The organism is Clostridia bacterium, from assembly GCA_014360065.1.
Taxonomy (GTDB): domain Bacteria; phylum Bacillota; class DSM-521; order Neomoorellales; family JACIYF01; genus JACIYF01.
Window position 1 is genome coordinate 1 of the sequence record JACIYF010000083.1, and the last position, 11,073, is coordinate 11,073.

The 11,073-nt window shown below is 55.3% G+C and carries 14 protein-coding genes; 10 read left to right on the top strand and 4 right to left on the bottom strand.

What is annotated here, in order from left to right; translation table 11 throughout:
* From H5U02_11030 to H5U02_11070, 9 genes are all read left to right on the top strand, one after another.
* On the top strand, positions 1 to 202 hold a 202-nt coding region (locus H5U02_11030), incomplete at its 5' end, for a methionine adenosyltransferase domain-containing protein (GenBank protein MBC7342954.1).
* A gap of 113 nt (positions 203 to 315) precedes the next feature.
* Positions 316 to 1,050: a DUF364 domain-containing protein gene (locus H5U02_11035; protein MBC7342955.1), complete on the top strand. Its 735-nt coding sequence runs from the start codon at positions 316 to 318 to the stop codon at positions 1,048 to 1,050.
* Positions 1,051 to 1,146: 96 nt separating this feature from the next.
* Positions 1,147 to 1,995: an MBL fold metallo-hydrolase gene (locus tag H5U02_11040; GenBank protein MBC7342956.1), complete on the top strand. Its 849-nt coding sequence runs from the start codon at positions 1,147 to 1,149 to the stop codon at positions 1,993 to 1,995.
* Between the two features lie 549 nt (positions 1,996 to 2,544).
* On the top strand, positions 2,545 to 2,970 hold the full coding sequence (tsaA, locus tag H5U02_11045; GenBank protein ID MBC7342957.1) for a tRNA (N6-threonylcarbamoyladenosine(37)-N6)-methyltransferase TrmO: 426 nt from the start codon (positions 2,545 to 2,547) through the stop codon (positions 2,968 to 2,970).
* 20 nt (positions 2,971 to 2,990) lie between these two features.
* Complete coding sequence (locus H5U02_11050; GenBank protein ID MBC7342958.1) at positions 2,991 to 3,779, top strand: nitrogenase reductase; 789 nt, start codon at positions 2,991 to 2,993, stop codon at positions 3,777 to 3,779.
* 75 nt (positions 3,780 to 3,854) lie between these two features.
* Entirely contained in the window at positions 3,855 to 4,469 is a 615-nt protein-coding gene (locus tag H5U02_11055) for a flavin reductase family protein (protein ID MBC7342959.1), read from the top strand.
* 121 nt (positions 4,470 to 4,590) lie between these two features.
* Positions 4,591 to 5,721, top strand: coding sequence for an iron ABC transporter substrate-binding protein (locus H5U02_11060; GenBank protein ID MBC7342960.1), 1,131 nt, complete (start codon positions 4,591 to 4,593; stop codon positions 5,719 to 5,721).
* A 20-nt stretch (positions 5,722 to 5,741) separates the two neighbouring features.
* A complete protein-coding gene (locus tag H5U02_11065) occupies positions 5,742 to 6,815 on the top strand; it encodes an iron ABC transporter permease (protein ID MBC7342961.1) in 1,074 nt (357 codons plus the stop codon).
* On the top strand, positions 6,812 to 7,564 hold the full coding sequence (locus H5U02_11070) for an ABC transporter ATP-binding protein (protein MBC7342962.1): 753 nt from the start codon (positions 6,812 to 6,814) through the stop codon (positions 7,562 to 7,564). The genes H5U02_11065 and H5U02_11070 overlap by 4 nt, the downstream gene beginning before the upstream one ends.
* 335 nt (positions 7,565 to 7,899) lie before the next feature.
* Here the strand turns inward: H5U02_11070 and H5U02_11075 are convergent, their stop codons facing one another.
* The 4 genes from H5U02_11075 to H5U02_11090 all read right to left on the bottom strand — a co-directional run bounded on the left by H5U02_11075 (position 7,900) and on the right by H5U02_11090 (position 10,721).
* On the bottom strand, positions 7,900 to 8,199 hold the full coding sequence (locus H5U02_11075; GenBank protein MBC7342963.1) for a hypothetical protein: 300 nt from the start codon (positions 8,197 to 8,199) through the stop codon (positions 7,900 to 7,902).
* A 2-nt stretch (positions 8,200 to 8,201) separates the two neighbouring features.
* Positions 8,202 to 8,474, bottom strand: coding sequence for a BrnT family toxin (locus H5U02_11080; GenBank protein ID MBC7342964.1), 273 nt, complete (start codon positions 8,472 to 8,474; stop codon positions 8,202 to 8,204).
* 152 nt (positions 8,475 to 8,626) lie between these two features.
* Entirely contained in the window at positions 8,627 to 9,442 is an 816-nt protein-coding gene (yunB, locus tag H5U02_11085) for a sporulation protein YunB (GenBank protein MBC7342965.1), read from the bottom strand.
* 49 nt (positions 9,443 to 9,491) lie between these two features.
* On the bottom strand, positions 9,492 to 10,721 hold the full coding sequence (locus tag H5U02_11090; protein ID MBC7342966.1) for a tyrosine--tRNA ligase: 1,230 nt from the start codon (positions 10,719 to 10,721) through the stop codon (positions 9,492 to 9,494).
* A 161-nt stretch (positions 10,722 to 10,882) separates the two neighbouring features.
* On the opposite strand from H5U02_11090, the gene H5U02_11095 reads away from it, so the two are divergent.
* Positions 10,883 to 11,073: hypothetical protein (locus tag H5U02_11095; GenBank protein MBC7342967.1), on the top strand; the 191-nt coding region annotated here is incomplete at its 3' end.

The following is an 11,073-nucleotide window of genomic DNA, read 5'->3' on the forward strand; positions in this document are numbered from 1 at the left end:
AAAAGTAGGCGAAGAGGAGTTGCTCAAGGCCGTAAAGGCAATCTGGGATCTTAGGCCAGCAGCGATAATTCGCGACCTTGGCTTGCGGCGCCCCATTTATAGGCAAGTGGCCTGCTATGGCCATTTTGGTCGCCCTGAATTGAACTTGCCATGGGAGAGGACCGACCGGGTGGAAGCGTTACGTTCTGAGCTAGGAGCCTAGGTAATCTTGTGAGCGCCATTTAGGTACGCTAGCCCTGCCGCCCTTGTAGAGGGCAGTTGGACCGGCGCCCATGCACGAAGCAGGCACCAACTGACGCAGAGAGGAGCGAGTTCGTGAGCACCAGGATCCTTGACGAGATCATCTCTAGCGTTGAAGGGGACGCAGCGGTCAGAGATGTCCGTGTCGGACCCTTTTGGACCGCCGTTTGGAGCAAGGGTTGCGGGCTTGCGTCTACCACGTTTGTCCACGAGCGCGATCGGGATTTCCCCATCAAAGACGCAGGGCTTCTCACTGAGAAAAGCGCCCGTGAACTCTGTGCGTATTGCCAGTCGTCAAGTATGCTCGAGGTTACCATCGGCGTCGCAGCCCTGAACTCGATACTGGACGTCGATCCTGCGAAGCTGACCGAGATCAATGCTGCCAGGGTTCTTTTCGAGAAGGGGGCCGGGAAACGGGTGGCTATCGTTGGGCATTTCCCGTTTGTGCCCAAGCTGCGTGAGGTGGCCGGAGAGCTTTGGGTCATCGAACGACGGCCCCAAAGTGGAGACCTCCCTGAAGGCGAGGCAGAGCGGGTGATACCGCAGGCCGACATCGTAGCGATTACCGGCACTGCCTTAATCAACGGCACTATGGACAGGTTACTGGAGCTTTGCTCGAAGGATAGCATAGTCATGGTACTGGGCCCGACGACTCCGCTTTCGCAGGTCTGGTTCGATCATGGTGTGAACCTTGTTTCGGGAACCATCGTAGTCCATCCAGAGGCCGTTCTGCGCTTTGTCTCTCAGGGAGTGGTTTTCCGACAGTTGCACGGGCGCGGAGTAAAGCTCGTAACCATGCTCAGGAAGTAGAAAGGTCGATGGCCATTTGGAGGAAAACTCGTCCAGCTTGGAATAGACCTCCCGCCTTCGGAAGAAGAGACAAGCAACTGTGAGGAGCTGATGGAAGTGGCTGCAAAGGCTGCTGAGGTGAGGGTCACCGTCCTGGTTGACAACTTGGTGAGGAAGAGAGGGCTGTGGGGAGAGCACGGGCTTTCCCTGCTCGTTGAGACCAAAGGGCGAAAAATACTTTTTGATACGGGACAATCCGGAGAGGTCCTCATCCATAACTCAAGGGAGCTTGGACTGGATCTCAAAGATGTGGATGCGGTTGTGTTAAGCCATGGCCACTACGACCACACGGGTGGCCTGGCTTCCTTCCTGAAGAAAAAAAGAGACCCAGACCTGTATGCCCATCCTGAAGCGTTTGAGAGAAAGTACGTCAAGACTGACGAGAATGAGCTCAGGGAAGCCGGATGCCCGCTGACGAAGGAGAAGCTGCTCGCCTCAGGAGTTAGGTTCCATCTCGGAAGGAAGCCTACCTGGCTGTGTGAGAATACGCTTCTCTCAGGGGAAGTAGCAGGTACCACTGACTTTGAGGACGTACCCCGTGAATTCCTGGTACAACGGGGCCAAGAGCTGGTGACGGATTTGCTTCTGGATGACCAGTCCATGAGCATCAGAACCTCTAAGGGTCTCGTTGTCATCTTGGGCTGCAGCCACGTAGGTGTGATCAACATTATAAAACACATGCAAAAGCTGACCGCAACGGAAGCAGTACATGCCGTAATTGGCGGCATGCACCTCGAGAAAGCTAGCATGAGCCGGATTCAGCTTACCATTCAAGCCTTAATTGAGCTTGGGGTAGAGAAGGTGATCCCGCTTCATTGTACGGGGTTTACAGCCTGCGTAGAAATGGCTCGCTTACTAGGGGAAAGGTTTACATTGGGAAGTGTTGGCATCGCACTTCGATTCTGAAGGCCTAATGCTCGTTTATACCTTCTCTAGGTGGGGGCCAATACCACTTTTTTGGGCCGAGAGCAGGAATCGTCCGCAGAAAGGCGAAATAGCACTAGCGAGAAATAAGTCTAGGAACTGGATAAGTCGGATGGCTGGAGCCACCCGCCGGTGAGTCGTACCTTAGTCCCGCATTTTAGATGCATAACCCTTAAGTCTAAAACAGGCTAGTTGGACAACCTAAATATTCTTGTCGGAACCCAGCACCATGAAGGTGCGTGGCCTGTCGGGAGGCAGGACGGGCAGCGACGTGGTGCTTTTTGTTGGTAGTTGGTGGCCACGGAGGCCTCATGGCCGGCCGAAGCCGGGCAGAGCCTCTGTGGCCATTTTGGTTTTATAAGAGAACTGGCTTCGCAGTCCACCCCCTTAACCTCGCTTGCCGGAGGCAGGAAGATGGGTCGGACAAATGGACCCGTTCTAAGGGGGTGGGGAAGGGCTCTTGCCGGCCGGCCGTTTGGGGTGAGGAGTTTTCGACGGGCAAAGGTCAGCCAAGGCGAGGGGGGTGGTTTTTTGAAGCTGATACCTATCGGAGAGGTCCGAATCCCTTACAGGATACCTGAAGACGCGCCGCACCAGGGGCGCTTTTCCCACGAAATGGTGAAGCTGGAGATTTACCCCCAGTTTATGGAAGGTCTAAAAGATGTGGAACAAGCAACCCATTTGATCGTTCTTTACTGGTGCCACCTGGCGAGCCGAGACACGCTGCAGACGAAAACGCCCTTCGGCCCGGAAATACGCGGCGTTTTTGCCTGCCGTTCGCCTTCCCGACCTAACCCCATTGCGCTCTGCGTGGCGGAGCTGCTAAGGGTGGAGGAAAACCGCCTGGTGGTGCGCGGAGTGGACGCGGTGGACGGGAGCCCACTTATAGACGTAAAGCCTTATTCTTCTGATTTGGATAGTGTTCCCGGGGCACGCATCGGCTGGTTCAAAAAATAGGCCTGAGGAGGTTGGTTATGGTGCCTAAAATGCTTGTCGTCGGTCGGGGTGGCAGCGGGAAGAGCACATTGGTGGTCCTGCTAGCGCGGCGGCTGGGAGAAAAGGGAAAAGTCCTCGTGGTGGATGCGGACGAGTCCAACCTCGGGCTGGGTGCAATGCTGGGAGTCGAACCGCCCAGGAAGACCCTGATAGACTACCTGGGGGGTAAGCCGGCGGTAAGGGAGAAGTTGATGGCCATGCTCAAAGGTGAAGGAAGCGAGAGGGTAGAGCTGTTTACAGAAAGACTGACTCTGGATGGCTTGCCTTCGGAATGCGTGCGCTGGGACGGATCTATAGCCTTTATGCAGGTGGGAAAGATCGAGCACAGCATGGAGGGATGTGCCTGCCCGATGGGGGCGGTGGCGCGGGCCTTTTTAAACCATCTGGCTGTGGAGGACGGCGAATGGGTCCTGGTTGACACCGAGGCGGGGGTGGAGCACTTCGGACGGGGAGTCCTGGAAGGCGTGGATGCCGTGCTGATGGTGGTGGATCCTTCCCACGATGCAGTTGTCCTGGCCGAGAAGGCTGCAAGACTGGCCCGGGAAGCGAAAAAGGACTTCGGAGTGGCACTGAATAAGGTGGATGAGAAAACAGAGCCTGTTTTAAAAGAAATGCTGGCTGCGAAGGGCATCGAGATCAAGGGCGTTTTACCTTATTCCCCGGCTATAGCCCAGGCAAGTCTGCTGGGGGGTCCCCTGGAAGGAGGCGCCATGCGGGAAGAGGTGGACAGGCTGGTGAGCGGGATTGGAGGGATGCTGGAGGGAAACTAGCCATCCTGTCAGCGTAATGTCAAGAAATTTAATGTCACTAAGACTGGAACAGAAAAGGCGAGGAGGTGAGAAATAATGATTTTAGAGCCGCGCAAGAGGGAACAGGTGATGCCGCTGCCGGTAGTGCTGATTTCTACAGTGGGAAAAGATGGGGTGCGTAATATTGCTCCCTGGTCCAATATAACCCCGATTTTAAGGCCCTTTGATGACATAATTCTGGCTTCCTGGATTAAGCGGGATACTTTAAATAATATCCGGGAAACAGGGGAATTTGTGGTTAATGTGCCGCCTGCCGATCTGATTGAGGCAGTAATGATTTGTTCCAAAAATTACCCGCCCGAAGTGGACGAGTTTAAAGAGTCTGGTTTAAAACCTCGCCCTTCTCAAAAAGTTAGAGCGCCCGGGATTGAAGGTTGCCTGGCGTGGGTGGAATGTACGCTGGTGGAAGAGATTAGCAGGAAAAACTATTCTCTGGTCATTGGTAAGGTAGTACACCTGGAGGCAGATGACCGCTTCTTCAATGAAGCTGGAGAAATGGACTACGAGCGGGCCAAACCGCTATCCGTAATGCTAGGCGACCGCGGGATGTGGTTTACCCGGCCGGTTTTTGCGGGCAGGTATGCCGGTTACGCAGAAATGTTCCTGAGTAAAAAGGATGAAGCCCCTGCTTTTACTGGCGAAAACGGGTAGGAGTTGTACTGCCCGTCGGGATATGAGGCGGTGCTTCCGGGGAGGAGACACCCCGGAGGAACAGTCAGGTGCCGGCGAGATTTTTACATGAGTACATTTCAAAAAACGGGAGGAGAAAGGAATGCGGACAAAAACGTTGAAAGCAGGTATCCTGCTTATTGCTTCGCTGCTTGTTCTCTTTATGTTAATTATGTTAAGCGGGTGCGGCTCTAAACCGTCCGGTCAGAGTGCGGGAGCGCCGCAAAAAACCGTTGTCACCGACCTGGCCGGCCGGCAGGTGGAGGTACCCGTTCCGGCAAATAAGGTAGTGGCCATTGGCCCCGGTGCCCTGCGGCTGGTTTGCTACGTCAACGGCGCGGCCAAGGTGGTGGGAGTAGAAGAGCTGGAAAAAAAGCAGCCTACCGGCCGGCCATACATTCTGGCCCACCCTGAGCTAAAGGATTTGCCTACCATTGGCCAGGGAGGACCAGATTCCACACCTGACGCCGAGAAGCTTGTCAGCGTGAAACCCGATGTGATTTTCGTCGCCTACCTCGCGGACAAGGCGCAGGCCGATGAGTTGCAGGCTAAGACGAACATCCCAGTGGTGGTACTTAGCTACGGCCGGCTGGCCACCTTTGATGAGGATGTCTACAAGTCTCTGCTGTTGATTGGCAAAATCATCGGCAATGAAGAAAGGGCCCGGGAAGTAGTTGCTTATCTGCAAAAATGCCAGCAGGACTTGCAGGAGAGAACGAAGGACATTCCTGAGGATAAGAAACCCAAGGTTTACGTGGGCGCTTTGGGCATGAAGGGCGTGCACGGCATCGAAAGCACCCAGGCCAAATACCCGCCCTTTGTAGCGATCAATGCCCGCAACGTGGTGGACGAGACGGGCAGAACCGGAAGCGTCATGATCGACAAGGAGAAACTTTTAAGCTGGGACCCTGACATCATCTTCCTCGACCAAGGGGGCCTGGCTCTGGTTCGGGAGGACTATAAGAAAAACCCGCAGTTTTACCAATCCTTGCGGGCGGTCAGGGAAGGGCGGGTGTACGGCCAGATTCCCTACAATTACTATACCACCAACATCGATACCGCCATTGCCGATACCTACTATGCTGGCAAAGTGATTTTTCCCGAACAATTTAAAGATATTGACCCAACCCAAAAAGCCGATGAGATTTACCAGTTCCTTTTGGGCAAACCTCTGTATCAACAAATGGCCAAGGATTTCGGCGGATTTAGAAAGATCGAGCTGGCTAACTCCTAACTGATGAGGAGCAGGGAAAGATGCGACAGCTGGCAGCGGAAAACTGCCCCCATAGTTACTTAAAATATACTCAAAGAAAAGTCCTCACTATTAGCTTGCTAGCCCTTCTCACCGTAGCTTTGGGCATTTACGCCATTAACGCTGGGGCGGCGGATCTTTCGCCAACCCAGGTGCTGCTGACGTTGCTGGGCAAAGGAGAAGAACGGCTAAGCATCATTGTGTGGAACATCCGGTTACCCCGGGTGCTGGCGGCCATCACGGCCGGGGTGGGCCTCTCCGTCGCCGGTTGCGTGATGCAGAACATCCTGCGCAACCCCCTGGCGTCGCCTTTCACTTTGGGCGTTTCCCAGGGTGCAGCCTTTGGCGCGGCCGTGGCCATCCTGGCCCTGGGGGCGGGAAGCACCCACAGCACCAGCACCGACGCCGTCATCATCAACAACCCCTACCTGGTGACCGTTTTCGCCTTTGCCGGGGCAATGGCAACAACTCTGATAGTGCTCTTCCTTGCCCAGGTCCGGGGGGTCACTCCCGAAGCCATGGTGCTGGCGGGGGTGGCCCTGGGCTCCCTCTTTTCCGCCGCCACCATAATCCTACAGTTTTTTGCTAGCGACGTTCAGGTGGCTTCAATTGTTTTCTGGACCTTCGGCGACGTCGGCCGGGCTTCCTGGCGGGAGCTAGAAATCATGGCTGCGGTAACCGGCGCCTCCCTCCTCTATTTTCTGGCCAACCGATGGAATTACAACGCTCTGGACGGCGGCGAGGAGACGGCCAAGGGGCTCGGGGTTGACGTCGAGAGGCTCAGGTTGACGACGATGTTCCTGGCCTCGCTCGTCACGGCGGTGGCCGTTTCTTTTCTGGGCATCATTGGGTTTATCGGCTTGGTCGGCCCGCAGCTGATGCGCAGGGTGCTCGGCGGCGACCACCGTTTTTTGCTCCCGGCTGCCAGTGTTGCGGGAGGGCTTTTGCTCCTTGCTTCTGATACTCTGGCCAGGACCATCATCTCCCCGGTGGTTTTGCCGGTGGGGGCGATCACTTCCTTTATGGGCGCTCCTTTGTTTCTCTATCTTCTGTCCAGGGGGTATGGCAAGAAATGATTCTGGCTGTAGACGGCGTGGAATTCAGTTACAGCAGCCGGCCCGTGTTGCGGAATATCAAATTTGAGGTTGAGAGAGGGGAATTTTTTGCCATCCTTGGTAACAACGGGGCCGGAAAGTCCACCCTTTTAAAGTGTCTGAACCGGGTTTTAAAGCCGCAGCGGGGGACCATTCTCCTTGAAAAAAGTGACCTCTTTTCCCTCAGCCGGCGGGAAGTAGCCCGCCACCTGGGATACGTGGCCCAAAGATACGAAAGCACCCGGTTTACAGTTTTTGATGCCGTGCTCTTAGGCAGAAAACCCCATATCAAGTGGGGTACTACCGCCAGGGACCTGGAAGTCGTCCGGAAGGTTCTGGCGATCTTGGGCCTGGAGGAGTTTTCTTTGCGCTACCTGGACGAATTGAGTGGAGGAGAACTGCAAAAGGTGATTGTTGCCCGGGCCTTGGCCCAGGAACCGCGGGTTCTCTTGCTGGACGAACCTACCAGCAACCTGGATTTGAGAAACCAGCTTGAGGTTTTGCAAACGGTGAAAAGAGCGGTCAGGGAACAGAACCTGGCGGCAGTGGTGGTCATGCACGACCTTAATCTGGCCTTGCGGTTTGCAGATAAATTTTTGCTTCTTAAGAACAGGACTATTTTTGCCTGTGGGGGGATGGAAATCATAACGCCAGAAAACATCGCCAGCGTCTACGGTGTCCCCGTAGCCGTGGAAAGGCTGGCCAACATTCCCGTAATCGTGCCGCTGTAACAACCGCTAGCAACAGGATATTCGCTCCCATGGTTCCTTATTCACCCAGGTGGCTTGCGACCAAACTCCTGGAGGATGACGTATGCCTTTTGGAGGACCAAGGGAATCCTCATCCACATGTGGGAGCGGGATAGCGCTTTTGTCCGTAAGGCTGGCAGCGTCATCCTCGGAGTGGTCTTGCTGGTATGGGTTCCGCCCTCGCTAAGCAAGTCGGCACCAAGCAGTCGGCCATAGCCCGCCTCGAAAGCGGAAGCTACAATCCCAGCCTGGGGGCTTCCGGCCAGGGTAGCCGAGGCCCTGGATGCCGAGCTTCACATTTCTTTGGAGCCCAGGGGCTAGGTTGGGCTCCTATCCTGCCGGCGCTCCCTCTCGATAGCTTCAGCCACCCAGGACCGGATGAGCGTCTGGTAAGGAATGTCTTTCTTCCTGGCGATCTCTTTGACAGCTTGAATCTGGGTTGGGCGCAGGCGCAGGGTGACCCTTTTCAGGGCACGGGCCCTGACTTTCGCCTCAAGCCCGGAGTCAAGCTCGACATCAACCGGCTCAAGCGCATCCCAGTGATCGGCCAGGCTGTGCGTGTCCCAGTAATTGGCTTCCTCCCGCTCGGTTTTGAACTCAGGGATTTTTTTTGCCACTGCTAACCCCTCCTCTCACGGCGGTATGTGCGCCTCTCTTTGTCGTCCATATCCCTGGCAGTGACGACACGGGCGATCCCCCCAGGCTTAATTGCGAAGATGACAGCCAGGTACCTGCCTTCATCCGTCTGGCCCAGGGCGTGGTATGTTCCAGCTCGGGATTTCCTGACAAGATGCCTGTTGCAAAGGACCTCTTCGGCTTCTTCTGGACTTACGTTGTGTTTGGCTATATGGCCTGTGTTAGCGCTATCCCACTGGAAACCCGTGATTTTCATATACAGCACCCGCTCATAAGATATACTTTTGTATTGCTCTTGTCAAGACAAATGATTAGGTAGACGGCGGTAACAACCCCTTGGGGGAGGTTACCAATGTTTACCTAGGAGATGATTCTCGGGTTGTGGCCAACGCTCTAGGCTCCATTTAGTCACTTGGCAGGCTGTTCCTGAACCGGAGGTGCCGGGGCCGTCGACGGGGGAAGGCTGGAAGCATTGGGATCAGAAGGGGTGGATGGCGCCGGTGATGCGGATGGTGCCGGTGATGTGGGTGGTGCTGGCGACGATGAGCCGGAGGGCACCCCCGGCGCTCCTGCCCCTGGCCAGGGGCCAAATACCATATCTGGCACCGGGCCCACGATTACCGCATCGGCCAAGGGAACAGTAGTTTGAATTTCTACTTCAGTCTTTAAAAGTGGCACCAGAATTTCCGCCCAAGCATCCACTTGTAGAAAGATGCGATGGCGAGTTTGGTTGATGCCCGCGCTGGTAAAGGAATCGGTCAGGCCCGTTCTTACCGTGCCGATAGGGATCACGGTGAAAGTTATCTTGGGGCCGTAGGCCGCCAAGAGGTCGCTCCCCAGGATTTGCCCCAAGGGAATGCCCAGCTTTCGCTCCTTGATCTCGGAAAGGGCCTTTTGGATCTTTAAGGTGGCCTCCGAGGTAACCTGCATCACCCGAGCAGTATTGGCCTGAAGCAGCATCACTCCCTGGTCGTTTTTTTCCACCTTGACCAAATCGCTGTAGGACACATCGGCAGCCACTTGTTCCAAGACCGCCCGGTGGATAGCTTCATTTAGCGCCCAAGAAGCTTGGGCCTTGGCCAGCTCGGCAAAGGTGCCGCGCAAGCTTAACTCCAAGCTGAGGAAAGCTGCCAGCCCGCCAACCAGGATCAAACCAATCAACAACGCCATGCCCGGCCTTCGAAAGGCTACCTTTCGGGGCCTGAAGCCACGGTACCGGCGCACTTTCCCCACCCCCACCAGTCGGCCTAGCCCTTCAGCTACCAATATATGCTCAGGAGCGAAGCTTTATTTGGGCAAACCTCCTTTTGCCGGCCTGCAGGACCATGCCATCTGCTACTTCCACTTCCAGCTCTGGGTCCCGCACCGGGACGCCATCGACTTTAACTCCGCCTTGGCTTACGAGCCGCTTGCCCTCACTAGTGCTCGTTACCAGCCCGGCCAGGAGCAACAGCCGCGGGAGCCATATCTTTCCCTCCCTGAGCTCCTTAGGATCGATCACCGCTTCCGGCAGCGAGCTAGGTAGTTCCTTATGGCGAAAAATACGAACGAATTCGTCCTCGGCCGCCTGGGCCGCTTCCGCCCCATGGAAATCCTTGACCAGCTCCCTTGCCAACCGCATTTTGGCATCTCGAGGGTTCACCAGCCCTCGCGCCAATCCCTCTTCCAAAGCCACGATTTCTCCAGGCGGCACCGAAGTAACCAACTCAAAATATCGGACAATGAGTTCATCGGGAATGGACATGGTCTTACCATAGATTTCCGCGGGCGGCTCATTAATGCCGATATAGTTTCCGAGGCTCTTGGACATCTTGTGGACCCCGTCGGTGCCCTCCAAAATCGGCATCATCATGGCCACCTGGGGCTCTTGACCGTACTCGCGCTGCAGCTCGCGCCCTACCAAGAGGTTGAACTTCTGGTCGGTTCCTCCCATTTCAATGTCACAATTCAAAGCCACTGAGTCGTATCCTTGCATCAAGGGATAAAAGAATTCGTGAAGCCCAATAGGTAGCCCGTCTTGGAACCGTTTAGAGAAGTCATCACGCTCCAGCATCCGGGCCACCGTATACTTGGAAGCCAGCCTAAGAACATCGGCAAAGTTAAGCTTGGCCAGCCACTGGCTGTTATAGACGATGGTAGTCCTTTGGGGGTCGAGGATTTTGAAGACTTGCTGCCGGTAAGTGGAAGCGTTCTCGGCGATCTGTTCTTCGGATAGTTGCGGACGCGTCTCCGAGCGGCCCGAAGGGTCGCCGATGCGGCCGGTAAAGTCACCAATAATTAAGATCACCTGGTGGCCCAAGTCTTGAAATTGCCGCAACTTCCGTAAAGCAACCGTGTGCCCAAGGTGAATATCGGGAGCGGTAGGGTCCATGCCCAACTTGACCTTGAGCGGCTTCCTCTGCTGGATTGAACGCTTGAGCTTCCTCTCAAAGTCTTCCTCAGGAACGATCTCAGCCACGCCCCGCTTTAGGACCGCCAGCTGGGTTTTAAAATCAGGTGCCAATGCCAAATAGTCGTACCTCCTCAGGTCAAACTCCTAAATTTTGGCGGTTATTCTATCATTTTGGTGCCGCATACTTCAGGGCAGGGACGTTCCCGGCCACTAAGCGCTATGATATAATCACTCTAACCGATCTAAAGGCACAAAAAAGGGGGAGGGTAACCGTGCCTCCAAAATCTAAAAAGAAAAAGCTAAATGTCCGGCGAGCCATTCTTCTGGCAGCCATTATACTATTCCTAGTGGTAGTTGGTCTAGGCACCGGCCTGGTAGTGGCTGCAGTCCGTGATATGCCCGCTTTCGACCTCGAGGCCATGCAAGCCGATGCCACCGGGTTCCTCTTGGATAAGGACGGCAA